25 protein-coding genes are annotated in these 24,343 nt (G+C 40.6%); 13 read left to right on the top strand and 12 right to left on the bottom strand.

Annotation, left to right across the window (positions count from 1 at the left end; all coding sequences use genetic code 11):
* Positions 1-61: 61 nt before the first annotated feature.
* Positions 62-547 carry an ankyrin repeat domain-containing protein gene (locus tag F2A31_RS00395; protein ID WP_150027596.1) on the bottom strand — a complete coding sequence of 162 codons (486 nt, stop codon included), beginning with the start codon at positions 545-547 and terminating at the stop codon, positions 62-64.
* A 129-nt stretch (positions 548-676) separates the two neighbouring features.
* Entirely contained in the window at positions 677-2,200 is a 1,524-nt protein-coding gene (locus tag F2A31_RS00390) for a catalase (RefSeq protein ID WP_150024668.1), read from the bottom strand.
* A gap of 200 nt (positions 2,201-2,400) precedes the next feature.
* Between F2A31_RS00390 and dtd the strand changes: the two genes are divergently transcribed.
* A complete protein-coding gene (gene dtd, locus F2A31_RS00385; protein ID WP_150024666.1) occupies positions 2,401-2,841 on the top strand; it encodes a D-aminoacyl-tRNA deacylase in 441 nt (146 codons plus the stop codon).
* 47 nt (positions 2,842-2,888) lie between these two features.
* Here the strand turns inward: dtd and F2A31_RS00380 are convergent, their stop codons facing one another.
* From F2A31_RS00380 to serB, 3 genes are all read right to left on the bottom strand, one after another.
* Complete coding sequence (locus F2A31_RS00380; RefSeq protein ID WP_150024664.1) at positions 2,889-3,368, bottom strand: SCP-2 sterol transfer family protein; 480 nt, start codon at positions 3,366-3,368, stop codon at positions 2,889-2,891.
* 142 nt (positions 3,369-3,510) lie between these two features.
* Positions 3,511-3,846 (bottom strand): ciprofloxacin tolerance protein AciT, encoded by a 336-nt coding sequence (aciT, locus tag F2A31_RS00375; RefSeq protein WP_004637201.1) that lies wholly within the window; start codon positions 3,844-3,846, stop codon positions 3,511-3,513.
* 410 nt (positions 3,847-4,256) lie between these two features.
* Complete coding sequence (gene serB, locus F2A31_RS00370) at positions 4,257-5,477, bottom strand: phosphoserine phosphatase SerB (protein WP_150024662.1); 1,221 nt, start codon at positions 5,475-5,477, stop codon at positions 4,257-4,259.
* A gap of 86 nt (positions 5,478-5,563) precedes the next feature.
* On the opposite strand from serB, the gene F2A31_RS00365 reads away from it, so the two are divergent.
* The 8 genes from F2A31_RS00365 (at position 5,564) to glmS (ending at position 13,825) form a co-directional block, all read left to right on the top strand.
* Positions 5,564-6,844 carry a hypothetical protein gene (locus F2A31_RS00365; protein WP_150024661.1) on the top strand — a complete coding sequence of 427 codons (1,281 nt, stop codon included), beginning with the start codon at positions 5,564-5,566 and terminating at the stop codon, positions 6,842-6,844.
* A gap of 256 nt (positions 6,845-7,100) precedes the next feature.
* Positions 7,101-8,222: a bifunctional 3,4-dihydroxy-2-butanone-4-phosphate synthase/GTP cyclohydrolase II gene (gene ribBA, locus F2A31_RS00360; RefSeq protein ID WP_150024659.1), complete on the top strand. Its 1,122-nt coding sequence runs from the start codon at positions 7,101-7,103 to the stop codon at positions 8,220-8,222.
* 11 nt (positions 8,223-8,233) lie between these two features.
* Positions 8,234-8,704, top strand: coding sequence for a 6,7-dimethyl-8-ribityllumazine synthase (ribH, locus tag F2A31_RS00355; protein ID WP_004637206.1), 471 nt, complete (start codon positions 8,234-8,236; stop codon positions 8,702-8,704).
* 3 nt (positions 8,705-8,707) lie between these two features.
* A complete protein-coding gene (gene nusB, locus F2A31_RS00350; RefSeq protein ID WP_150024657.1) occupies positions 8,708-9,157 on the top strand; it encodes a transcription antitermination factor NusB in 450 nt (149 codons plus the stop codon).
* A 13-nt stretch (positions 9,158-9,170) separates the two neighbouring features.
* Entirely contained in the window at positions 9,171-10,088 is a 918-nt protein-coding gene (gene thiL, locus F2A31_RS00345) for a thiamine-phosphate kinase (RefSeq protein ID WP_150024655.1), read from the top strand.
* Entirely contained in the window at positions 10,066-10,587 is a 522-nt protein-coding gene (locus F2A31_RS00340) for a phosphatidylglycerophosphatase A family protein (protein WP_150024653.1), read from the top strand. Before thiL ends, F2A31_RS00340 begins: the two co-directional genes overlap by 23 nt.
* Before the next feature lie 22 nt (positions 10,588-10,609).
* Positions 10,610-11,974 (top strand): bifunctional UDP-N-acetylglucosamine diphosphorylase/glucosamine-1-phosphate N-acetyltransferase GlmU, encoded by a 1,365-nt coding sequence (gene glmU / locus F2A31_RS00335; protein WP_150024651.1) that lies wholly within the window; start codon positions 10,610-10,612, stop codon positions 11,972-11,974.
* Between the two features lie 12 nt (positions 11,975-11,986).
* Positions 11,987-13,825: a glutamine--fructose-6-phosphate transaminase (isomerizing) gene (gene glmS / locus F2A31_RS00330; RefSeq protein ID WP_150024649.1), complete on the top strand. Its 1,839-nt coding sequence runs from the start codon at positions 11,987-11,989 to the stop codon at positions 13,823-13,825.
* 588 nt (positions 13,826-14,413) lie between these two features.
* Here the strand turns inward: glmS and F2A31_RS00325 are convergent.
* The 3 genes from F2A31_RS00325 to pncA form a co-directional block, all read right to left on the bottom strand.
* The gene (locus F2A31_RS00325) at positions 14,414-15,052 is read right to left on the bottom strand and encodes a YitT family protein (RefSeq protein ID WP_150024647.1); all 639 of its coding nucleotides are present in this window, start codon (positions 15,050-15,052) and stop codon (positions 14,414-14,416) included.
* A 222-nt stretch (positions 15,053-15,274) separates the two neighbouring features.
* Positions 15,275-15,739 (bottom strand): Lrp/AsnC family transcriptional regulator, encoded by a 465-nt coding sequence (locus F2A31_RS00320; RefSeq protein ID WP_150027593.1) that lies wholly within the window; start codon positions 15,737-15,739, stop codon positions 15,275-15,277.
* Positions 15,740-15,826: 87 nt separating this feature from the next.
* The gene (pncA, locus tag F2A31_RS00315; RefSeq protein ID WP_150024645.1) at positions 15,827-16,486 is read right to left on the bottom strand and encodes a bifunctional nicotinamidase/pyrazinamidase; all 660 of its coding nucleotides are present in this window, start codon (positions 16,484-16,486) and stop codon (positions 15,827-15,829) included.
* Between the two features lie 273 nt (positions 16,487-16,759).
* Between pncA and dapA the strand changes: the two genes are divergently transcribed.
* The 3 genes from dapA to purC are packed head-to-tail and all read left to right on the top strand — an operon-like array spanning position 16,760 to position 19,026.
* Entirely contained in the window at positions 16,760-17,653 is an 894-nt protein-coding gene (dapA, locus tag F2A31_RS00310) for a 4-hydroxy-tetrahydrodipicolinate synthase (RefSeq protein WP_150024643.1), read from the top strand.
* Between the two features lie 15 nt (positions 17,654-17,668).
* On the top strand, positions 17,669-18,271 hold the full coding sequence (locus F2A31_RS00305) for a lipoprotein-34 precursor (NlpB) (RefSeq protein ID WP_150027590.1): 603 nt from the start codon (positions 17,669-17,671) through the stop codon (positions 18,269-18,271).
* 35 nt (positions 18,272-18,306) lie between these two features.
* On the top strand, positions 18,307-19,026 hold the full coding sequence (gene purC / locus F2A31_RS00300; RefSeq protein WP_150024641.1) for a phosphoribosylaminoimidazolesuccinocarboxamide synthase: 720 nt from the start codon (positions 18,307-18,309) through the stop codon (positions 19,024-19,026).
* Between the two features lie 81 nt (positions 19,027-19,107).
* Here purC and yddG read toward each other — a convergent pair whose 3' ends face one another.
* Positions 19,108-19,995, bottom strand: coding sequence for an aromatic amino acid DMT transporter YddG (gene yddG / locus F2A31_RS00295; protein ID WP_150024640.1), 888 nt, complete (start codon positions 19,993-19,995; stop codon positions 19,108-19,110).
* 182 nt (positions 19,996-20,177) lie between these two features.
* Here yddG and F2A31_RS00290 point away from each other — a divergent pair, with 182 nt between their 5' ends.
* A complete protein-coding gene (locus F2A31_RS00290; protein WP_150024638.1) occupies positions 20,178-20,552 on the top strand; it encodes a hypothetical protein in 375 nt (124 codons plus the stop codon).
* A gap of 27 nt (positions 20,553-20,579) precedes the next feature.
* Here the strand turns inward: F2A31_RS00290 and F2A31_RS00285 are convergent, their stop codons facing one another.
* The 3 genes from F2A31_RS00285 to F2A31_RS00275 all read right to left on the bottom strand — a co-directional run bounded on the left by F2A31_RS00285 (position 20,580) and on the right by F2A31_RS00275 (position 24,312).
* Positions 20,580-21,854: a replication-associated recombination protein A gene (locus tag F2A31_RS00285; protein ID WP_115736326.1), complete on the bottom strand. Its 1,275-nt coding sequence runs from the start codon at positions 21,852-21,854 to the stop codon at positions 20,580-20,582.
* A gap of 84 nt (positions 21,855-21,938) precedes the next feature.
* Positions 21,939-23,126 carry a class C beta-lactamase gene (gene ampC, locus F2A31_RS00280; RefSeq protein ID WP_150024636.1) on the bottom strand — a complete coding sequence of 396 codons (1,188 nt, stop codon included), beginning with the start codon at positions 23,124-23,126 and terminating at the stop codon, positions 21,939-21,941.
* 25 nt (positions 23,127-23,151) lie between these two features.
* Positions 23,152-24,312 carry a PQQ-dependent sugar dehydrogenase gene (locus F2A31_RS00275; RefSeq protein ID WP_150024634.1) on the bottom strand — a complete coding sequence of 387 codons (1,161 nt, stop codon included), beginning with the start codon at positions 24,310-24,312 and terminating at the stop codon, positions 23,152-23,154.
* Positions 24,313-24,343 lie beyond the last annotated feature (31 nt).

Raw genomic sequence — 24,343 nt, 5'->3', positions numbered from 1 at the left:
TGTTTCATAAAGCTGAAAGCATTGTATCTATTTAAATTCAAATACCTACCTAAAACAGATACTATTTTTCTGTTGGTGGTTGGATGTCTTTTAAGCGTTGCTGTTGTCCAAATTGAATAGCAAACTGTTCTGCAGTCAACAGCCCTGTTTTAGCGGCATTGGCATCACAATCGACTTGACGCAATTGTTTAGCAATACCCCATTCTGCTTTTACGATGGCCCCCATTAATGCAGTATGTCCACGTTTATCTCTAAGACAACGATTGGCACCTTGTTCTAGCAACACTTTTACTGCATCTTTCTGCCCATAATAACTTGCCATCATTAACGCGGTATAACCCGAATGATCTTGAACATCAATCGGAAAACCATGACTTAAAAACTCTTGTAAAACTTCAACATTGCCGACTTTAGCTGCTGAAAAAAACAGTTCAATGACTTCTGCTGAACCATTGTCCTGTGAAGATGGCATTGCTGCATAAACCGAAGCTCCTATACTGCTACACAACAGACAAGTTGCAAGAAATACCGAGCGAAAATAGATCATAACAACACCCTCAAAATCTGAATAAGAAGTGCCTGTAACACTCGCCCTAGGTGCAGGAAAGGCGATTGAGGTTACAGGACTTTCTGGAGGTAACATTCAAGCACCTGTTACCACATAGATTAAAAGATATTATTCATCTTTTAGTTGGGCTGCTTTGGCTTGCACCATTTTCAGATCTGCACCTACTGCTTTGGCAAGACGAGTTCCATAATCTGCATCTGCTTTATAGAAATAGGACAGCATGACCGTTTTGGTTTCAACATGCTTCACTTGCCCTAAGTCTGCAGCTAGATTACGGATTAAGTCTTTTTTCTCTAGTGCTGAATAGCTACGATATAAATCACCAGCTTGTTTATATGGTTGTTGTTTCTGAATTGCATGTTGCATCACCGTACCTTCTAGCGGTGTCTGAACAGCTCTGGCTTTTTCAGTCGATGGTTTTGGTTCAATCTGACTTGGTTCATAATTCACATGGGATTCAGTTTGCCCCATATTCATAAAGCCTTCTTGATTATTGTTGTTGACTGCAACTCGTGGACGATTGACAGGAATTTGCTGATGATTAGCACCTAAACGATACAATTGCGTATCAGAATAAGAGAAGACACGACCCTGCAATAAACGATCCTCAGATGGCTCAATGCCAGGAATTAAATTTCCAGGTGCAAAGGCAGATTGCTCAGTTTCTTGGAAAAAGTTTTTCGGCATACGATTTAAGGTCAATGTACCGACTTTAAATTCAGGAACCAGCTCGTTCGGCCAGATTTTAGTTGCGTCTAACGGATTAAAATCAAATTTGTCGAGATCTTTTGGATCAAGCACTTGAATGTACAAATCCCATTTCGGGTAGTTTCCAGCATAGATGTTCTTATACATATCATTGGTTAAATGACTCCAATCACGGCCTTGCACTTCCCGAACTTGTTCTAAATTCAGGCCTTTTACACCTTGTTGAGAACGCCAGTTAAATTTAACGTATTTATACTCACCTTTGTCGTTATAGAGCTTGAATGCATGTACACCAAAGCCATCTAAAGTCCGATAACTCTCAGGCGTACCCAAATTCGAATAAACATAGGTCAACATATTAATCGACCATGGTTGGCTTTGTAAGAAATCAAAAATGCGGTTTGGATCTTGAACATTAGTAACAGGATCAGGTTTCATCGCATGTACAAAGTCTGGAAACTTAATCGCATCACGAATAAAGAAAACAGGCAAATTATTGCCTACTAAATCCCAATTACCTTGCTGGGTATAAAACTTCACAGCAAAACCATGTGGATCTCGTGCAGTTTCTGGTGAACCTTTCGGATGAATTACCGTTGAAAATCGAACAAATACAGGCGTTTTCGTTCCTGCTTTGAACAAAGAAGCCAGAGTTAAATCCGACAAATCTTTAGTAGACACAAACTCGCCATATACACCTGTACCTCGAGCATGCACGACACGCTCAGGGATACGTTCACGTCCGAAACGTTGTAGTTTTTGAATAAGTTGCACATCTTGTAACAGCGTTGCACCATTAGCACCAGCTGTTGTTGAATTCTGATTATCACCTACAGGTGCACCATTATCTTTTGTTAAAGGTGCCGCATACGCTGTGCTTAGCGTTGCCGCAATTATTGTAAATAAAAATGTTCGTTTAAACATAATGTTAAATCCAAAAATATAAATGCCTTTCCTGCATGGTCACTATACAAAGTTTTTAACAATAGGTAAAAAAGATTATTTTAATTAAAGCAATCGAAAAATAAGATCAAAGCTTATAAACTCGTCGCTCACGCTCTCTATAAGCACATGAATTCTGCTAGACTACTGAAATTATTGAATACTTAGTTTTAAATCCCTCTATGCGTGCATTAATTCAAAGAGTCCTCGAAGCCAAAGTTGAGGTCGACGGTCAAACAACAGGTGAAATTAAGAAAGGTTTATTGGTTTTTTTAGGTTTAGGAAAAGAAGATACTTTAGAGAAAGGACATAAGCTGATTGATAAAATTTTAAAATATCGCGTTTTTGATGATGAACAAGGTAAGATGGGCTGGAACGTGAGTCAAGCCAATGGTGGAATCTTATTGGTTTCCCAATTTACCTTAATGGCTCAAACGCAAAAGGGCTTGCGACCAGACTTTGGTCCTGCTATGCCCCCTAACGACGCAAAAGTCCTGTATGAACAACTCGTTGAGTATGCTCAACAACAATTTGGAAATGTACAAACAGGTATTTTTGCGGCAGATATGAAAGTGCACTTAATTAATGATGGCCCTGTGACCTTTCAGCTTGAAGTTGAATAAAATAACGCAATAAAAAAACTCCCATTTAGGGAGTTTTTGGAATCGGTTTATTTACCCGTTTTTTCTTTAATAAATGCACGGGCTTGACGAATTTTTTCTTTTACTGGTTTTGGCACTTTTGGTGGAATCAATTTAGCAGCTTGGTTGAACCAAACCAATAAGCTAAAGTCACCTTCCATTTTGATGCTTCCATCTTGCATCCCAGTCATAAACGCTGTTGGATCACCTTTTAATAACGTTTTCACACCTTGCTCGCTAGATGCGAACTGTAAAATGAAATCAGCCTGTTCAGGACTACCAGCAACAGTTTCAATCTTGCCATGATTAACAAGAATCTGGCGCGCCATACCTAAATCAGTGCCGATTTGGATACGGAACTCACGGTCATGAACCAACTCAATAAACTTCGGGCTAGTACGTGCCAATTGCTTCATACGTAACGCCAAACCAGCCACTAACAAATCAAGAGGATCAGTGCTTACATCAATGATAGGTAACTTAACCACTGGTAAAGAAGAAAGCTTCATGACATTTATGCCTACAGTATTATGATGAAAATTAAGACAACCGTATCCTAGCACAATTGTAGATCAGACCGCCAAAGCTTTGTCACAGAATGCAACAAAGGCATGCTCAGCATGCCTTTGTTGTGATTCGAATTATTATGAATTATCGGCTAGAACATTGTTGCTGATCATCCTTGTATACAGGTGTATGTTCAATATACTGACGATTTGCCAGCTGCTTTTGTGCTTGTTTGTCTTCACGTAAAAGGATAAATGTAACCGTTACCATCGCAAGGCTTAAAGCAGTCAGATAACTATAGGCGACTGATATATCGAAGATCGTTTGCACTCCAAAACGTACAACTTCTAACAGTCCCCAGCAGAGCATACCCGCCAACATAAAACCTAACCAACGACGATAAGGAGAAAAGAAAACAGCAATAACTGCGACAGCGATTAAGCCAAATCCAACCCACATGGTGAAATTCGCTGCTTCCATAGGAACCTCCGTCTTTAAAGGGATGGTCTGTATCTTTGGTCAGACCTCATCATAATTGTTCTGTAATCTCTAACAGTACTACGTATTGCATTTGCGTCTTTATGCATTATGGAGGGTTTTTTTAAGAAAAAAAGAGCCTAAAATTAACCTTACGACACAAGCTGTCGCAATATGCTTTTGTAATTACATTTTTAAAAATTAAAAAACGCTTAAATCTCCATATAGCATCAAATGCAGCGTGTCATTACAAAAAACTATCGCCATTTTTTAGCTCAAAAAAACTTTTTTTCAATTTTTTTTATCGTTGTTTTTCTATACATTTAGACATAAATATGACGAAATCATGACGACTTTAAAATGAACAAAGCCGCTTAATTTTATGCGGCTTTGTTGAAGCATAGATTGATCTTTTAGGCACGATTTAAATCTTTATCATGCATACCTAATAAATACAGAACACCATCTAAACCAACACTTGAAATTGCTTGATTTGCATTTTGACGCACTAAAGGTTTCGCTCGGAATGCAACACCTAAACCTGCAATCGATAACATTGGCAAATCATTGGCACCATCGCCCACAGCCATCGCCTGCTCTAGCGAGATCCCCATTCTTTCTGCCAATTGACGTAACAATTCAGCTTTACGTGCACCATCAACAATCGCACCTTTCACCTCTCCTGTCACCACACCATTCTCTACATCTAAAATATTGGCGTGTACCTCATCAATTCCGAGTTTAGCTTGTAAATATTCTGCAAAATACTGGAATCCCCCCGATAAAATTGCAGTTCTATAACCAAGTGCTTTTAAAGTCGAAATCAAACGTTCTGCCCCTTCGGTCACCGTTAATCGTTCTGCGATCTTAGGTAAAACTGAGGCATCTAAACCTTTTAATAGTGCTACACGTGCACGGAAACTTTGTTGGAAATCAAGTTCACCTTGCATCGCACGCTCTGTAATTTCAGCAACTTGCGCCCCCACACCAGCTTCTAATGCAAGTTCATCAATCACTTCTTGTTCGATCAGAGTTGAATCCATATCAAAACAAACTAAACGGCGATTACGACGATAGGCATTGTCTTCCTGAACTGCTACATCAATATTCAATTCACCTGACAAGCTTAAACAAGCAGCACGCATCGCTTGTGCATCGAGCATCTGCCCACTTAAACCAAATTGCACACAAGCCCGACGTGGGTATGGGCTTTCTTCATCTAATCCTAAACGCCCCGACAAACGCGTAACCGTCTCAATATTAAAGCCTTGACTCGATACAATTCGAGTAACAGCTTGCAGGTGTTCTGCGGTCAATTCTGGCGCAAGCGCAGTCACGATATAACGTGTACGCCCCCCCTCACTCACCCATTGATCATATTCTGCGTTGGAGATTGGTTTAAATCGCACAGTGAGACCAATATCATGTGCTAAAATTAAAATCTCTTTCATTGCCAATGCCGTTGCAGTCTCATTGTCTGATGCCACAACGATCCCAAGGGTGAGTTGATTATGGATAACAGCCTGGCCAACATCGAGTATTTGCAAAGAATGTACGGAGAGTACCTGCATTAATCGAGTAAACTGATTCGGTTGATCTGGTCCTAGAAAGGATATAAGAATGATTTCTCGCATGAATTGACTCGTGTTTGAGCGACAACTATTGTGTGTAAGAATCATAACATAACCAAACCTAAATCTATTTACCTTGGAAGTTTAACTTGAATGCGCCTCGCCAAGGGCTATTTGCTAGCCTACTGATCGTAAGTTTTGCATTGCATACCTTTTTATTGGTGATTGCAACGACACATCAACTCAATGAAAATCGCGCCAGTCAAGGACAGCTGATGACCAGTCAGCTGGTGGCCGACAGTCTTGCGGAATTAGAACCTGCCAATACAGTTTCATTAGCATTGGTTGCTAATCGTTACGCGACCAATCCAAGTGTTGCTTCAATTCGAATTTTAGATGCGAATAAACAAGTGCTTGCAACTAGTGGTATGGCAAAAACACGTCAAGGTGAAGTATTTGTCCGTGATGCACTACAAAATGAAAAGAAAGTAGGAACTGTTGAAATTACGTTGATTCAACCAAGTATTGGGGAAATCTTACGAACTCAATGGTTAGCAATTTTTGCTTCTTTGTTCCTCCACTTCCTGATTTGGATCGCGTACAGAGTCATTGCTCGTCCAACACGTAGTGAATATTTGACACGTATTAATCAAGAGAATCATCTCAAACATGAGATCCAACGTTTGACTCAGGCACTCGCTTTGGAAAAACAAAATACCATCACCTTAGTTGCGCAAGCGCAAGCGCAACAGCAAGCGAAAGCACCAACAAAAACGCGTATGGAGAAAAATACATCTGAATCAATTCAACTTGATGATCAAGCGTTGGCTTTAAATATTCAGTTCTATGATCCAAAACAGTTACTTAGTAGCGTCAATCAATCAGTTTCCGCACCTTACTTTAAGCTGTGTCAACTATTCCTTGATAAAAGTATTGATTTATCAACCAAACATTATCAAATTGATTCTAAAAAAATTCATATTGTGCAAGAGTTTAGTGCTGAAGGAGCAACACTATCGACGACCTCTGAACAACCTGAAACCCTCGAATGTCTAATGATGGTCGGTGCCGTGTTCCAATTATTATCAGATGTTTTATATAAACGTTATCGCGAAGACAAACGTTTTGCTTTACAAACACGAGGAGCTGTTGCCAGTGCAGTTGATGCCATGCAATTAGATGCTGTTGAAGCAGCAAAGCGATTGACCCAACATATCCATGCCAAAGAGGCTGCATTGCATTTGAACCATGAACAACTCAAAGTCATTCAAAATAGTTATGAGTTGGTGGCAATGCCAAATCCAAGTAATATCATGACTCGCCATGCTTTTATGATTAATGGGATGAATGAGGAATGTGCAACCTTAGCACAAACTCTACGGACTGAAATCCTGATGGGGAAGAAAACCAAAGCTGCAACTGAGTCTTAATCACTCAAACGTTTCATATACTATGCTTTATAGAATGCCCATGCATCACAACCCGATGCATGGGCTTTTTACATTGCGATCATTAGACGTTCAATCTCAACGATTAATACTATCCGTCAAACTTAAAATCTATTGCTTACCCATCCGTATTTTGAATTGATAAAGAAGCACAGGCGAAATTTTTTAAAATGCGTTAAACTATGCCAGATTTATCGAATACTAGTGCCTGAAAAGGCAACATCAAAGGTGAAAGCGAATGCCGCTGAGTCGTGTTGAAGAGCTTGTCGCAGATATTCGTGCAGGCAAAATGGTCATCCTGATGGATGATGAAGATCGTGAAAATGAAGGTGATTTAGTTATCGCTGCTACGCATGTACGTCCTGAAGATATTAACTTCATGATTACCCATGCACGTGGTTTGGTCTGCCTAACCCTGAGTCGTGAACGCTGCAAACAACTTAATCTCCCTTTGATGGTTGATCAAAATGGTGCTCAACACGCCACCAACTTTACGCTCTCGATTGAAGCAGCCGAGGGTATTAGCACAGGTATTTCGGCAGCTGAACGTGCGCACACCATTCATGCCGCGGTTGCTGCACATGCCAAACCAAGTGATATCGTACAACCTGGGCATATTTTCCCATTAATGGCCCAACCAGGTGGTGTACTACACCGTGCAGGACACACCGAAGCAGGCTGTGATCTTGCTCGTCTTGCAGGTCTAGAACCCGCTTCTGTCATTTGTGAAATTATCAATGATGACGGTACTATGGCACGTCGTGCTGATCTGGAAATTTTCGCTGAAAAACATGGTTTAAAGATTGGAACCATTGCGGATCTTATTCATTATCGTATGACCAACGAACAAACCGTAGAACGTTTATCTCAAGAAACCATTGAAACAGAATACGGCACTTTCGATTTATATAAATATCGCGAAATTGGCGATCCTGATATCCATTTAGCATTGGTTAAAGGTGAGCCAAAAGAAGGCGTGACCACGGTTCGTGTGCATGGCTTCAATCCTGTCCGTGATCTGCTCAAATTCAAAAAAACAGATGGTTCAGCAGCGTGGAATCTTGATCTTGCTATGAAAACCATTGCAGCGAGTGAACGCGGCGTTCTGGTTTGGATTGGTCAAGACCATTTAGAAGATTTGGGCCATGCGATTCATCAGCTTAATCAACCAAAACCATTGAAATCCAATGCTGCTTTATCACAGCAGTATCAAACCATTGGTGTAGGTGCACAAATTTTACGTGATCTAGGTGTGGAAAAAATGAAACTACTCAGTTCTCCACTGCGTTTCAACGCCTTATCAGGATTTAATCTAGAGGTAGTGGAATACATCACTGCCGATCAAATCACAGCAAAATAATCGAGGTTGCTATGGCAATTCGCCGAATTGAAGGTTTATTACATCTCGCAAGCGAAGGTCGTTATGCGATCTTAGTGGGTCGTTTCAACAGCTTTGTGGTTGAACATTTACTTGAAGGTGCAATCGACACCTTAAAACGTCATGGTGTTGCAGAAGATGCAATTACCGTGATTCATGCACCTGGTGCATGGGAACTACCTATTGTTGCAAAAAAATTAGCAGCATCAAATAAATTTGATGCCATCATTGCTTTAGGCGCAGTAATCCGTGGTAGCACACCACATTTTGATTTTGTTGCAGGCGAATGTGCAAAAGGTTTAGGTGTGGTTGCACTTGAAAGCACAATGCCAGTCATCAATGGTGTCTTAACAACTGATAGCATTGAACAAGCAATCGAACGTTCTGGTACGAAAGCAGGAAACAAAGGTAGCGAAGCTGCATTGACTGCAATCGAAATGGTTAACTTATTAAAGGCAATTTAAAGCATGTCGCAAACACTTCAGGCCGCTTATGCAGCGAAACGCAAAGCACGTCGTTTTGCTGTACAAGGGATTTATGAATGGCAAATGAGTCAAAATCCTGTTCATGAAATTGAAGCACGTACACGTGTAGAAAATGCCATGCACAAAGTTGACCTTAACTATTACCATGAATTGCTCACTCAAGTGGTTGCTCAACATGAAGCTTTAGATGAGTTACTCATTCCTGTACTTGACCGTGAGCTATCTGCACTTGATGGTGTAGAACTTGCAACGTTACGACTCGGTGCATATGAATTAAGAGATCATCTCGAAATCCCATACCGTGTAGTACTTGATGAAGCAATTGAGTTAGCAAAACACTTTGGTGGTGCAGACAGTCATAAATATATCAATGGTGTATTAGACCGTCTTTCATCGAAGCTTCGTGAAGCTGAAAAACAACAAGCAAAATAATAGGCTTGGTGCTATGGCTGAGTTTTCCATTATTGATCAATATTTTAAACGACCATCAAATGCAGATGTGAGTTTAGGAATCGGTGATGACTCAGCCATTCTCACTCCCCCTTCCGGACAACAACTCGTAATCTGTACAGATACATTAGTTGCTGGACGACACTTCCCCTTAGATACGTCTGCCCATGCCATTGGCTGGAAAAGTGTCGCGGTTAATTTATCCGACCTTGCTGCCATGGGTGCAAAACCGCATAGTATCCTACTAGCACTTAGCCTACCGAACGTCGATCAAGTCTGGTTGGCTGAATTCAGTCGAGGGCTATTTGACTGCTGTGATCAGTTTGGTGTCAGTTTAATTGGTGGTGATACTACCCAAAGCACACAACTCACGATTAGCGTCACTGCGCTTGGCTGGATTGAACAGGGACAAGCCGTTACCCGATCTGGTGCACAAGTGGGTGACTATATTTGTGTCAGTGGACAAGTTGGAGATGCTGCATTTGGATTACAACATTTGGGACATCCTTTACAGCAACGTTTGGATTATCCAACACCTCGTTGTGAATTAGGACAGCAGTTGAAGGGTTTAGCATCGAGTATGATTGATGTTTCAGATGGCCTCGCCCAAGATCTAGGACATATTCTAAAAGCATCAAATAAAGGTGCGACATTACAACTCAACCAGCTTCCGATAGATAAATCACTAAAATTGATTGAAATGCAAAATGCTTGGCATTATGCGCTATCTGGCGGTGATGATTATGAATTATGCTTTACAATATCACCGCAAAACTATGAAAAACTATTGCGACAATCTCTTGATGTTCCGCTTACAATAATCGGCGAAATTACCCAACAAACTGGATTGTTATTTGAGTACATGGGCGAAATATACCCATTGCATGTTCATGGATACCAACACTTTGCATAAACCACCCTTACACTTTAACCAAATGACTTGGTTTGATCGTTTCATCGTTTTCTGCGGTGTCGGTTTTGGCTCTGGTTTAGCCCCCAAAGCGCCGGGTACTTTTGGTTCTGCATTTGCCCTACTTTTTATTCCAATTTGGCTACAACTTGGCATCAGCACAAGTATTGTGGCTGTAATTCTTATGTCTTTAATGGGTATTTATATTTGTGGACATACAGCAAAAGTACTCAACGTCCATGATGACGGGAGAATTGTTTGGGACGAATTTGCAGGACAATCCATTACCCTGCTGCCTTTACTTTATTTACAACAAGTGAACTGGTTATGGGTGATTGTAGGTTTCATATTATTTCGTATCTTTGATGTCTGGAAACCCTTTCCAATTAGTTGGGCCGATCAAAAAGTGTCTGGTGGTTTGGGGATCATGCTCGATGATATTATCGCAGGATTATGGGCAGCACTTTGTATTTGGACCATTCATTTTTATTTTTTAACTTAAACAATTGATACTAGAGTTAGGCATGTCAACAACAGTTATTATTCTTGCTGCAGGGAAAGGAACGCGAATGCGTTCACAACGACCAAAAGTATTACAACCCCTCGCTGGTCGCCCCTTACTCGGCCATGTGATTCAAACTGCTAAAAAACTGAATGCTCAAAATATTATTACCATTTATGGGCATGGCGGAGAGTTAGTTAAGCAAAGCTTTGCTGAGGAACATATTGAATGGGTTGAACAAGCTGAGCAATTGGGTACAGGCCATGCAGTTCAAATGACACTGCCTGTATTACCACAAGACGGTATTTCGCTGATTTTATCGGGTGATGTACCTTGTATTCATGCGAATACCCTACAAAAATTATTAGATGCATCTACTCAAACAGGGATTGGCTTGGTGACACTTACTGTAGAAGATGCAACAGGCTATGGTCGCATCGTCCGTCAAGACGGTAAAATTCAGGCGATTGTTGAACATAAAGATGCCAGCGAGGCACAACGCCAAATTAAAGAATTTAATACCGGCATTTATTGTGTCAGCAATGCAAAACTACATGAGTGGTTGCCTAAACTATCGAATGAAAATGCACAAGGCGAATATTACCTGACCGATATTGTTGCAATGGCGATTGCGGATGGTATGGAAGTTGCTTCTGTTGAACCAGAACTCGCATTTGAGGTGGATGGTGTCAATAACCGCCTCCAACTGGCGACTCTGGAACGTCAATTCCAACAACAGCAAGCCAAAGAACTGATGGAACAGGGCGTGCATTTGATTGACCCGAATCGTTTTGATTTACGTGGTAGTCTCAAGTGCGGTCAAGACGTGCAGATTGATATCAATGTCATTATTGAAGGTGACTGTGAACTGGGTGATAACGTACAGATCGGCGCAGGTTGTATCTTAAAGAATACCCGTATTGCAGCTGGCACCAAGATTCAAGCATACAGTATTTTCGAAAATGCTGTCGTAGGTGAGAACACTCAGATTGGTCCTTTTGCTCGCTTACGTCCAGGTGCAAACCTAGCTGACGAAGTACATATTGGCAATTTTGTTGAAGTCAAAAACACAAATATTGGTCAAGGCTCTAAAGCCAACCATTTCACTTATTTGGGTGATGCAGATATCGGCGCTGATTGCAATATCGGTGCAGGTACCATTACTTGTAATTATGACGGTGCAAACAAGCACAGAACAATTATTGAAGATCATGTTTTTATTGGGACAAACAACTCATTGGTTGCACCGATCAAAATTGGTCAAGGTGCAACAACTGGGGCGGGCTCGACGCTGACTCGTGATGTGACTGAGCATAGTTTGGCTGTCGAACGATCAAAACAGTTCGAAAAAGCAAATTATCAACGTCCCCAAAAGCTGAAAAAATAAGAGGGTAATTATATGTGTGGTATTGTTGGCGGCGTAGCAGAACGTTGTGTAACCGATATCCTGATTGAAGGACTTAAACGACTAGAATATCGCGGCTATGACTCCGCAGGTCTCGCATTACTGAATAATCAAAAAATTCTACGTGAGCGCCGTGTAGGTAAAGTCGCAAACTTAGATGAAGCCGTATCAGAACAAAAACTAACAGGTCATATTGGGATTGCACATACCCGTTGGGCAACACATGGCAAACCAACCGAAAATAATGCTCATCCTCATATTTCAGGCAATGTAGCTGTCGTTCACAATGGCATTATTGAGAACTATCAAGAACTCAAAGACACATTGCAAGCGCAAGGCTATGTATTTACCTCACAAACGGATACTGAGGTCGTCGCACACCTTGTTAATGATGCGCTTAAGAACACGGATAGCTTGCTTGAAGCAGTTCAACAAGTCGTTCCGCAACTAAAAGGGGCTTATGCACTTGGTATTATTCATACTGAACATCCAGATGAATTGATTACCGTACGTGAAGGTTCACCTCTAGTGATTGGTGTGGGCATTGGTGAAAACTTTATTAGCTCAGATCAATTGGCATTACTTCCTGTTACCAACCGCTTTGTGTATTTAGAAGAAGGTGATATTGCACGCTTAACTCGCAGCAGCATCGAAGTGTTTGTCAATGGCGAACCTGTTGAACGTCCAGTGAAGGAATTGGATGCGACAGTAAGCAATGCCTCAAAAGGTGAATATAAGCATTTCATGCTTAAGGAAATCTATGAGCAACCTGAAGCGATTCAGCAAACCATTTCCCAAGCGCTCAATGGCAATACGCTACGCAAGGATTTCCTCAACCATGCAGATGCGGATTTTAGTAAAATCCAGCAAGTTCAAATTATTGCTTGTGGTACCAGTTATCACGCAGGCATGATTGCCAAATATTGGTTCGAACAATTAATCGGTGTCTCTTGCCAAATTGAGATTGCAAGCGAGTTCCGCTATCGCAACCCTGTGATTGTAGCGAATACTCTATATATCTGTATCTCTCAATCAGGTGAAACTGCGGATACCTTAGCTGCGTTGCGTGAGGTTCAGAAACGTGCCAAAGCACAAGAGATTTACATTAGCACGATGACCATCTGTAACGTTGCAACCTCATCAATGGTACGTGAAACAGATCATCATTTGTTGACCTTGGCTGGCCCTGAAATCGGTGTTGCGTCAACCAAAGCATTTACCACACAGTTAGCTGCATTAATGCTTTTGATTCTTAAAATCGGTCAAGTCAAACAGCAAATTGCAGAAATACAATTAACTGAGATTATCAGTGGATTGTGGCATTGCCCTAAAGTCATTTTAGATACTTTACAATGCGATACTGAAATTCTACGCTTATCTACGCTATTCGTTGAGAAAAATCACTGTCTATTCTTGGGTCGTGGCACACATTTCCCAATCGCATTAGAAGGTGCTTTAAAGCTTAAAGAAATTTCTTATATTCATGCAGAAGGCTATGCAGCAGGTGAATTGAAGCATGGTCCATTGGCATTAGTAGATAACGAAATGCCTGTGGTCATTTTAGCGCCACAAGATGACATGTTAGATAAATTGAAATCAAATATGGAAGAAGTTCAAGCACGTGGTGGTGAGCTCTTTATATTTGCAGATCAAAACAGCGGTATTCATGCTAAAGATCGCCAACATGTTGTTCATATTCCAACAGTCTGCGAATGGTTAGCACCGATTGTTTATAGCATTCCTGTGCAATTATTATCTTATCATGTTGCGGTTTTACGTGGGACTGATGTTGATCAACCACGGAACCTTGCCAAGAGCGTTACTGTAGAGTAAATTCATTCAGATATTTCAATTATTTGTATGAGAGTATAAATTACTCTCATACAACAATTAAATTCTAATGATATGAATAATACAAACAAAATATTTACTTATGTAAGCTGGTTAATATTATTCTTTCCTGCATTTGCAACTTTTTTTTATGATCCCTCACTCTCATATCTAATCTTGTTTTCATGTACCTATCTCTACATAAAAAAAGTTAAAAATAAATCGAATTTCACCATTTCCTTTATATGGTTCTTATATGTTTTTTTTATGATATTTCCACCTTATCACATGTTCATAAGGCCTATTCTTCATGGAATGCCTGTAACTTATCCAATAGAAAATACAATCACGATCATGACTTCCTATATTTTTGATTCCCTTATAAAAAACATTATTTTAGCTGTGCTTTTTGGTCTCTCGTTATTTTTTTATGTCATGACAAAAAGGCTTCATAAAGAGATTCTTTATGAAGCCTTTTAACTGCTAGGCATATCATTACTTCGGTAATTTTATGTATTGAATAAAATCTAGATTCTCATTATAAACAGCACCTTAGTTCTTCAACACTAGAGTCAATATGAGAAATTGTATTCAAGCAACATAACGTGTGGTTTTATGATTCAATAAAATAATCGAATTTAAGATCACTACACCCAATATTGAAATTAAAATTAGATGCCAATCCACAAAAAATAAAGATGTTAATAAGATAGCAACATCTATTCCCATTTGTACCTTGCCAGCAGGCAACTGAAAACGCTCTTGTAAATACAGTACCAATAAATTAATTCCACCTAAGCTAGAACGATGCCTAAATAAAATTAAAAAACTGACGCCCATCAACACATTCGCAAAAACGGTTGCATAAATCGGATGTACCGCAGAAAGCTGTACAAAGTGAGGAATCGTTTCAGTAAAGCCAGCCAGCAGAGCAACTGCGATAAAGGTTTTGACCACCAAAGCCAGTCCCATTTTTTTATATGCAAAATAATAAAAAGGGATATTAATTAAGAAAAATAAAACACCAAACTGAATATCGGTAATGTAGTGGATTAACAATGATAGACCCGCTGTTCCACCCGTCATGATTCCTGCTTGTTTCAACAAGATCATGGCAAAAGAAAGAATAAATGTGCCAATTAACATCGCAAGTGCATCTTCTATCTTTGAGTGTTGCTCAACCACAGGCGTGACGGCACTTACCAAAGATATATTTTGCTCGGTATTCATACGGGAAAAACTCAATAGGAGAACAACACAGGGAGAGACATCTTTCAAAGAAAGATGTGGCATATTTGATCATTTTTATTTAAATTTCGCAATTTATTCTTATATTTTTATCATAAATGCAATTTATGTTCGTAATAATAGATTAGGTATATATTGCCCCATTTTAATGCAATGGGGTTTGATCCACTATCAAGTATTTCTATTTCAGTTTTCTTTATGTCCTCATTTCGTGGCAATGCCGTTCTCTTTAAGCTTTTCTAAGACAATCGAGGTGTTTAAATTACTTACACCAAAATCACTTGAAGATAGTGTCCCGATCAGCTTGACCATGTCATCCAGATTCCGAACCGCAACTTTAAGCGCAAAGTCATAGCTTCCTGTTAATTTATGAATATCTTTAACTGCAGGCTCGTGTAAAAGGAAATCAACAAATCGGTCATGGGTTGCATCATTATAATTCTGCAACTTCACTTCAATAATCCCCATGATCGGTGTCGGATCCGCAATCAAAGCAACCTGAGCATAGTAACCCGTAATAATTTTTTTCTGTTCCAGTTGAATACGGCGACGTGAGCATTGAGAAGTAGATAGCCCCACCAATTCAGCTAACTCTTGATTAGCCAAACGTCCATTTAACTGTAAATGATGAATAATTTTCCGGTCAAATTCATCCAGCTCTTCAATCATAAAACTCTCAACTTTCAAATCTAGGTAGGCATGGGGTAAAGTGTGTAGGCGATATTCAACACTTCTCAAAATTGTAACCTTTTGAACCTAGTTGTCACGAGTTCCCTTGAAAATCTCTCCTGACTGAATCCGAATAACGCCTTTCGCTAACATCTGCTGCCATGCCTCGGATAATGAGCCATTCAAATCAATTGCTTTACAAGCATCTTCAATCACATAAGCTCTAAAACCCATATTCGCCGCATCTATCGCCGTCCACGCCACACAAAAATCTGTGGCAATTCCGACAATATACACCGTATCTATCTGATGTTCTTTGAGGTAACCATTCAGTCCTGTCGGTGTTTGACGATCTGCTTCCATAAATGCAGAGTAGCTATCGATATGCTGATGAACACCTTTTCGAATGATCAACTGTGCCGTTGGGATCTGTAGTTCAGAATGAAATTCAGCATCATGTGTCCCTTGAACACAATGTTTTGGCCATAGCACTTGAGTCCCATAACTCAACTCAATCGTCTCAAAGGGTTTCTTGTTTTCATGATTATCTGCAAAAGAAACATGCTGATCTGGATGCCAATCCTGGGTCAGCACGACATGCTCAAACTGAGGAGCAAGTTGATTAATCAAGGGAATGATTTGATCTGCATCTGCAACTGCTAGGTTCCCACCCGGTGTGAATCCATTTTGGACATCCACCACAATCAATGCAGCATTGTTCAATAACTTTGATGTTTGATGATTCACCCTCAACCCCTTCCCTTAAATTTAACTCTGCTTATGGATCAGACTACACCGATCACAGCATCGGTCAAAACAAAATTCACGGAAAGATGACTTAAAGTTTTAGACAGTTTCACCAAAGCATATTGTTCTTATGTCTCCGATCAGTCATAATTTGCATAATTGTCATTCAACTTCTACTCTATTGTTGAACGACGAATCAAAATACTGCATCCATCCCATATTCGTTTTTTAATTATCTCAATCTCGGATGGAAAAATAGGATATTTTTTTAAAATGACTCAGCAAGCACAGAATATTCAAGGCTCAATTGTCGCACTCGTCACCCCTATGTTTGAAGATGGTCGCGTAGATTGGAAGAGCCTTGAGAAGCTCGTTGAGTGGCACATCCAACAAGGTACACATAGCATTGTTGCTGTTGGCACAACGGGCGAAGCGTCTACATTAAGCATGGAAGAACATACACAAGTCATCAAAGAAGTGATTCGTGTTGCCAATAAACGCATCCCGATTATTGCAGGTACAGGTGCAAACTCAACTCACGAAGCAATTGAACTGACAAAAGCAGCCAAAGATCTTGGTGCTGATGCAGCTTTGCTTGTGACACCCTATTATAATAAACCAACTCAAGAAGGCTTATATCAACACTATAAAGCGATTGCTGAAGCTGTTGATATTCCACAAATTCTTTATAATGTTCCAGGTCGTACTGGTGTTGACATGCAGAACGAAACCGTGATTCGTCTTGCTGATGTGAAAAACATTGTTGGAATTAAAGATGCAACGGGTGACGTACCTCGTGGTAAAGCTCTAATTGATGGCTTAAACGGTAAAATCGCAGTTTACTCTGGCGATGATGAAACCGCTTGGGAATTAATCCTGCTCGGTGCCAAAGGTAATATTTCAGTTACTGCGAATGTCGCACCAAAACAAATGAGTGAAGTTTGTGAAGCGGCGCTTGCTGGCAATAAAGAAAAAGCACAAAATTTGAATCAACAAATTGCAAATCTACACAATATTTTGTTTTGCGAATCAAACCCAATTCCTGTGAAATGGGCATTGCATGAGATGGGATATATTGGGACTGGTGTACGCCTACCACTAACCACTCTGGCAGAACAATATCGTGAACCTCTCCGCGCTGACTTAAAAGTTGCGGGAATTATTTAATACGAGCAATTTATGATGCAATTACGTGTTGGTATAGTCCTAGTCATTTCAGCATTGAGCTTGGCTGGTTGTGGTCGCTTTGCCATAAATAATCACTCTTTAGATTATAAAAAAGCGGAAGCACTTGAACCACTCAAATTCCCTGAAGGAGCAACGGTCAGACCATTTACACCTTTGTATCCAGCTCCAACAGTGGATCCATTAGCGATTCAACACGCACCGACTTTTGAGAATAAGACAGGCAACCGCTACGCCTTACCACGTCCTGAGTCGATGCAAACGACAGCAAGTAATCCAGATGATAACGTGGCAACCCTAGGTCGCCCACAACTCGTTATGGATGGAAACCGCAATCCATTACTGAAAGTGGAAGGTCCAACTGCTGAAGCATGGCAATATACCTTTGCTACATTGAATAGTCTTAACTACAAAGTGATTTCTCAAGCCAATAACGGCTATGAGGCAACAATTCAGGTTGACAATCAAACCTATGTGTTAAAGCTGTCTGCTGTTGGTTCAAACAATACCATCGCTCTATTTAAACCTGACGCCACCTTTGCAGACCAAGCGATTGCAACCGAGGTGTTAGCCCAGATTTACCAAAATTGGCCAGCCTAGTCGTTTACTAGGCATATTTTTCAAAAGGTTCCCCCATGTTAAAACAAACCTTGCTCTATACTGGTAAAGCAAAATCTGTATATGAGACAGATAACGCTGATCATCTGATTTTAGTCTTTCGTGATGATGCCTCGGCATTTAATGGCGAAAAAATTGAGCAGCTAGATCGTAAAGGCAAGGTCAACAACCGTTTTAACGCCTTTATCATGGAAAAGTTGGCTGAAGCAGGGATTGAAACCCACTTCGAAGAATTACTTTCTCCAACTGAAGTGCTGGTTAAAAAACTTCAGATGATTCCTGTTGAGTGTGTCATCCGTAACTATGCTGCTGGCTCACTCTGCCGTCGTTTAGGTGTCGAAGAAGGTAAAGAGCTTACACCGCCTACATTCGAATTGTTCTTCAAAGACGATGCTCTTGGCGATCCAATGGTCAATGAGTCTCAAGCAATCGCTTTAGGCTGGGCGACTGCTGATCAACTTGAAAAAATGAAAGAACTCACTTACCAAGTAAACGATGTGTTAAAAGCATTATTTGATGCAGGTAATATGATTCTTGTTGATTTCAAACTTGAATTTGGTGTGTTCCACGATCGCATCGTACTTGGTGATGAATTCTCTCCAGACGGTTGCCGTTTATGGGATAAAGACACCAAGAAGAAATTAGATAAAGATCGTTTCCGCCAAGGTCTAGGTGGTGTGGTTGAAGCTTATGAAGAAGTTGCGGCACGTTTAGGCATTAACTTAGATGACCTTTAAACAATGCTAAAGTAAAAAAACCAGCAAATGCTGGTTTTTTTATGGCTATTTGAAAGGGGGCTTTTCATTTTAAAATATAGATCAATCTTTCCTTGTTCTTGTTGAAAACCAACATAAAATTGACCCTATACAAACCATAAATGCGCCATACCAAAAGGATAACTCTAATGGTGTACTCAGTAGAAATGCTGCAAAAAGCGCAGAAAACACAGGAATAAAATAAGAAGCACCTGCCAATAACGTTACATTGCCATGTAAAATCCCGACATTCCAAGCTGCATAACCAAAACCCATGGCCACAGCTGCCATAACCAATGAAACAGAGGATGACCAATCAAAATTTAATCCACCTCCGCCCATCAAGAAATACTTAATCCAAAGTACAACTGCCACCAGAGTAAAAAACAAAGTGATGCCATTCGCACCCTTTGCAATTCTGGCTGTCAACGTGCAATAAGCCGCCCACAACAATGTCCCAACAAAGGCTAAACCATAGCTTAGTGGGTTGCTTTGAATATTGCCCCACATATTCGGTAAATCAAAACCTTGCTCACCACCCAGCACCCAGCCAATCCCCAATAGAGAAATAGCAAAACCAGGAATAATTAAGACACTGGCTTTCTGCTGATTAAACAAAATTGCAGCAACCATGGTAAAGGTCGGCCAGAGATAGTTCACCATTCCCACTTCAATCGCTTCTCGATTATTGTTGCTATAACCAATTGAAAGCGACAAACATATTTCATAAGCAACAAATAAAACACTACCCCCAATTAAATATGTTCTAGGGAAGGTTCTGAGGCTGCTCCAACCAACCGAGAAAAATAGAAAGATTGAAGCGAGCGTATAGATCAATGCTGCACCACCCACTGCGCCAAAATGACTACTAACATCCTTGATCAAAGCAACGATCAAGCTCCATAAGAAGATCGCAAGCAATCCAATGAGTGTGGCTTTTTTGGGGTTCATATCAATACATAAATAAATAAAGCAGCAAGTTCAAATCTGTTTTTATTGATTCGAGCAGCTACCAATTAAGATAAGCACACTGCTATGACTAAACTTTTAATTCATTAACATTCAGTCTTCCCCCACAGCGAAGAGTTATTTGTTAAACTGAAATGTAACGAAAGAATGTCACCGACAATGCAATGAAAAAAATATATTTCTTTTTTACTTTGGCGCTTATATGCATTTCTGCTTCATCCTTTGCAAAAAAAATGGAAGACGATGAGTTCCATCGCTATCTAAAGCAAAATAACGAACTCGGTCAGCAATATCATAACGATTTAAGCGTTGCGATAGTTACAGGAGACCGTCAAGCTATTCCAAATAAAATCTGCGCAATCTATAAAATCAGCTTAGAACAAGCTAAAATTGCAAAAGAAAATAAACACTTAAAGAATAGCCATCAAGCTGAGACATTAGCAACTGAAAATATAAATAATCTTGAAGCTATACTCACACCCCACCAAAAACCCATTACGAAGTACTGCCAAGTAACCAAGCGTACAAATACAGATTAATTAAATGGAGCTCAACAAGTTAAAATTTCACTGCTGCTGTTGCTCTTGCTGCCAACGTCGTTGCTGCAAGCGTTCAGCCTCAACCTCTCGCTTATTTAAAGCCCGCTCATAGAGCTTGGTTCCTTGTAGTTCTGGTGGCAAATACGCTTGTAACACGAAATGTTCAGGGTAATTATGTGGATACAAATAATCTACGCCATAACCCTGCTGCTTCATGAGTTTGGTTGGCGCATTACGTAAATGTAATGGCACAGGTAAATTCGCTGTTTTTTCTGCCAGTTCTAAAGCACGATTAATTGCTAAATAAGTGCTGTTACTTTTTGGGCTGGTTGCCAAATAAACCGCACACTGTCCCAAGATAATACGCGCCTCAGGCATACCTACGGCTTGCACCGACCGGAAACACTCACCTGCTAACAATAATGCATTGGGATTAGAGTTGCCGATATCTTCCGATGCCGCAATCAACATCCGACGCGCGATAAACACTGGATCTTCGCCGCCTTTGAGCATACGTGCCATCCAGTACAGCGTCGCGTCTGGATCACTACCGCGGATCGATTTGATAAATGCTGAAACCAAATCATAATGCTGCTCACCCGATTTATCATAACGGGCAATATTCTGTTGCGCTACTTTGACCACAATCGCATTGGTGACAACATTTTCAACATCTGCCTCAAAGGTGCTGGCAATTAAATCGATCAGATTGAGTGCTTTACGTGCATCTCCAGCAGCAAATTGAATCAGTGCATCATATTCCTCAATCTGGATAAAACGCTCTTTTAGAAACTTATCCGTTTGAATGGCTTTATTGAGTAAGGTTTGAATGGCTTCCGCATCCAAACTATTCAATGTATAGACCTGACACCGTGACAGTAATGCACTATTAACTTCAAAGGATGGGTTTTCTGTGGTTGCCCCAATCAGCGTGATTTTGCCTTTCTCAACGGCATTGAGTAAAGCGTCTTGCTGCGATTTATTAAAACGGTGGATCTCATCAATGAAGACCACGGGTGTAAGTAGATCACCGCTTTCAGCAATCACCTCACGCAGCTCTTTCACCCCTGTATTGAGCGCAGATAAGCTAATGAATGGACGATCCACAGCTTGGGCCAATAACAATGCGATCGTGGTTTTCCCTACTCCTGGTGGGCCCCAAAAGATAATCGAAGGCAAATGCCCTTGATCAATCATCTGACGCAAAGGTGCATTGTCACCCAGCAAATGATCCTGTCCAATAATTTCAGACAAATCACGAGGGCGTAAACGTTCAGGTAAAGGAATATGCGTATCTGACATCATCACTGGCTTTATGCTGTTTTATCCTAGTCTATTGTGTCTGGCACAAATCTACAATTTGAATCTGCAAAACAAATGATCAGTCTATTGAGCTGCATTCTGTTTGAGAATTTGCTGCATCGCTTGATAGGTTGCGGTAATACGTGCTTCATTCGGAAAATTGGTATTAGCAAGCATCACCATACCGATTTTTTGCTGTGGAATAAAAGCAGCATACGCTCCAAAGCCATTGGTCGCCCCTGTTTTATTAAAATAGGTTGCTGGTGAAGCAATCTTTGGCTGTTTGATTGGAGTAACAGCATGGCTTTCCAGTGCCATTTTGCTTGAATTGCCCTCTAACAAGGTTTCTAATTTCACAGGATAAGCATATTGCTCCCAACCCAAACCTTGCGTCATTGCCCCCACTTCAAAATAGCCCACATGGGTATTTTCAATGGCTTTACGGATAGGTTGTTGCAACTGTTGCACATTGATCTGCGCATCTAGAAACTTCAACATATCTGCACTGCTACTTTTCACACCATACGCTTCTGCATCAAACATACCTGGTGATACACGCATGGCTTGATCGGCTTTGTATCCCCATGCATATTGCGACATATGCGGCTTAGGTACATTGATAAAACTTTGAGTCATACCCAATTGAGGAAAAAGCGTTTGCTCGATCAATTCTACATAAGGTTTTTTCATGGCTAAAGTCGTCACATAACCCATCAAACCAATACTCGGATTGGAATATTGACGTGCAGCACCGATTTTTGTTTTTGATTGCCATTCTTGAAAATATCGAATCATATCCTGCTGTTTCACAACATCATCAGGAAATTGTAGTGGGAAGCCTCCAGCGTTGTATGTGCCTAAATTCAATAATGTCGCTTGATTTACGGCTGTATTTTTAAGTTCAGGAAAATATTTGGCTGGATGATCAGAGAATGACAACTGCCCTTGTGCCTGTGCATAGCCTGCCAAAGTCGCATTGAAGACCTTACTCACCGAGCCAAGTTCAAATAAGGTCTTATTGCTCACAGCTTGCTGGCTTTGTTTAGAGGCTAGCCCATAATTGACAAAATAGTGTTTACCATTCAAGGTCACTGCTACCGCCATTCCCGGTACTTTATATTGCGCCAATAAAGGCTTAAATTGCTGATCAATCACAGCTTTCACCTGTTGCTCAGTCAGGTTTTTAGCCCAAAGTATTGAACTAAAAGATAATAGTCCTGCCACCATCAGCAATTTTTTTAAAGTTCTCGAAAAATCGTTCGGCTTAGTCATTCATCATTTCACTTTAAGTTAAGATTTAATTTGCATTGAGCTTAAGTAGTTTTGCCTGCGGTCCATCTTCAATGACCCAAATCGATCCATCTTGGGCCTGATGTAGACCACGAATTCGTTGTTTCATGTCTAAACGTTGCACTTCTTTAACAGGCTGTGCATTGAGATCTACTACAACAATAGATTTAGATGATAAACCTCCAATCAGAGCCTTTTGTCGCCATAGCGGAAATTGATCACCTGTATAAACGATCATGCTTGAAGGTGAGATTACCGGTGTCCAATCAATTTCAGGCGCTTTAAATTCGGGTCGGGTGCTATGATCTGGGATCGGCAGACCTGAATAGTGATTGCCATTTGAAACAGTTGGATAACCATAATTTGCACCTTTGACAATCAGATTCAGCTCATCACCACCCTCTGGGCCCATTTCAACGACCCAAAGTTGTCCTTGGGTATCAAATGCGATGCCAAGCGGATTACGATGCCCCAATGACCAAATCTCAGCGCTTACTCCACCTTGTTGACTAAATGGATTTCCCTCAGCAGGCGTACCATCTTCATTTAATCGCAATACTTTACCCAGATTGCTCTTCATATCTTGGGCTGGATCAAATTTCTGTCTCTCCCCTGAGCTTACCCATAGTTTTCCATCTGCACCAAATACCATGCGATGTCCATAGTGCCCTTGTCCTGATACCTTTGGAACTTGTTGCCAGATCACCTTTACATCCGTGAGTTTAGGTTGTGTGACACTGGACAAATCGAGTTTGGCACGTGAAATTACAGCCCCATAGCCACCTTGGCCTTTTACAGCATAACTCAGATAAATCCAGTGATTGTTCTGAAAGTCTGGGTGTAAAATCACATCCCCTAAACCACCTTGTCCCCCATAACTAACGGCTGGGATCCCCTCAACATTCAAGCTTTGTTTGGTTTTAGGATCGAATATCTTTAACTGACCTCTGCGTTCTGTAATGAGCAAGCGTTGATCAGGTAACGACGTGATTGCCCAAGGTTCATTAAATTGTGCAATATTTTCTATATGGTAAGTCTGTAGACTCGCTTGTGCGCTTTGCTGAACTGTATTTTGATCTGTGGTTTTAGGATTACTATTGTTTGTACCGCAGGCTTGTAAAAATAAAAAACCACCACATAAAAATGGGGTGACGATGTGCTTGATCATTCCCTCTCTCCCTCTTATTTTCTTTTCTCAT

Source organism: Acinetobacter suaedae, from assembly GCF_008630915.1.
Classification (GTDB): domain Bacteria; phylum Pseudomonadota; class Gammaproteobacteria; order Pseudomonadales; family Moraxellaceae; genus Acinetobacter; species Acinetobacter suaedae.
The sequence above is the reverse complement of the archived record's forward strand: the minus strand, read 5'-3'. Positions and strand labels throughout refer to the sequence as shown.

Excerpts from the sequence above, each read along its gene's own strand:
- F2A31_RS00325 (WP_150024647.1), bottom strand. The coding sequence starts at position 15,052 with ATGAATACCGAGCAAAATATATCTTTGGTAAGTGCCGTCACGCCTGTG.
- aciT (WP_004637201.1), bottom strand. The coding sequence starts at position 3,846 with ATGGAAGCAGCGAATTTCACCATGTGGGTTGGATTTGGCTTAATCGCT.
- F2A31_RS00380 (WP_150024664.1), bottom strand. The coding sequence starts at position 3,368 with ATGAAGCTTTCTTCTTTACCAGTGGTTAAGTTACCTATCATTGATGTA.
- ampC (WP_150024636.1), bottom strand. The coding sequence starts at position 23,126 with ATGACTAAGCCGAACGATTTTTCGAGAACTTTAAAAAAATTGCTGATG.
- F2A31_RS00340 (WP_150024653.1), top strand. The coding sequence starts at position 10,066 with ATGGATACCAACACTTTGCATAAACCACCCTTACACTTTAACCAAATG.
- dtd (WP_150024666.1), top strand. The coding sequence starts at position 2,401 with ATGCGTGCATTAATTCAAAGAGTCCTCGAAGCCAAAGTTGAGGTCGAC.
- glmS (WP_150024649.1), top strand. The coding sequence starts at position 11,987 with ATGTGTGGTATTGTTGGCGGCGTAGCAGAACGTTGTGTAACCGATATC.
- F2A31_RS00305 (WP_150027590.1), top strand. The coding sequence starts at position 17,669 with ATGCAATTACGTGTTGGTATAGTCCTAGTCATTTCAGCATTGAGCTTG.
- yddG (WP_150024640.1), bottom strand. The coding sequence starts at position 19,995 with ATGAACCCCAAAAAAGCCACACTCATTGGATTGCTTGCGATCTTCTTA.
- F2A31_RS00395 (WP_150027596.1), bottom strand. The coding sequence starts at position 547 with ATGATCTATTTTCGCTCGGTATTTCTTGCAACTTGTCTGTTGTGTAGC.
- purC (WP_150024641.1), top strand. The coding sequence starts at position 18,307 with ATGTTAAAACAAACCTTGCTCTATACTGGTAAAGCAAAATCTGTATAT.
- F2A31_RS00290 (WP_150024638.1), top strand. The coding sequence starts at position 20,178 with ATGAAAAAAATATATTTCTTTTTTACTTTGGCGCTTATATGCATTTCT.
- glmU (WP_150024651.1), top strand. The coding sequence starts at position 10,610 with ATGTCAACAACAGTTATTATTCTTGCTGCAGGGAAAGGAACGCGAATG.
- F2A31_RS00275 (WP_150024634.1), bottom strand. The coding sequence starts at position 24,312 with ATGATCAAGCACATCGTCACCCCATTTTTATGTGGTGGTTTTTTATTT.
- thiL (WP_150024655.1), top strand. The coding sequence starts at position 9,171 with ATGGCTGAGTTTTCCATTATTGATCAATATTTTAAACGACCATCAAAT.
- F2A31_RS00285 (WP_115736326.1), bottom strand. The coding sequence starts at position 21,854 with ATGTCAGATACGCATATTCCTTTACCTGAACGTTTACGCCCTCGTGAT.
- ribBA (WP_150024659.1), top strand. The coding sequence starts at position 7,101 with ATGCCGCTGAGTCGTGTTGAAGAGCTTGTCGCAGATATTCGTGCAGGC.
- serB (WP_150024662.1), bottom strand. The coding sequence starts at position 5,477 with ATGCGAGAAATCATTCTTATATCCTTTCTAGGACCAGATCAACCGAAT.
- nusB (WP_150024657.1), top strand. The coding sequence starts at position 8,708 with ATGTCGCAAACACTTCAGGCCGCTTATGCAGCGAAACGCAAAGCACGT.
- dapA (WP_150024643.1), top strand. The coding sequence starts at position 16,760 with ATGACTCAGCAAGCACAGAATATTCAAGGCTCAATTGTCGCACTCGTC.
- F2A31_RS00390 (WP_150024668.1), bottom strand. The coding sequence starts at position 2,200 with ATGTTTAAACGAACATTTTTATTTACAATAATTGCGGCAACGCTAAGC.
- ribH (WP_004637206.1), top strand. The coding sequence starts at position 8,234 with ATGGCAATTCGCCGAATTGAAGGTTTATTACATCTCGCAAGCGAAGGT.
- F2A31_RS00320 (WP_150027593.1), bottom strand. The coding sequence starts at position 15,739 with ATGATTGAAGAGCTGGATGAATTTGACCGGAAAATTATTCATCATTTA.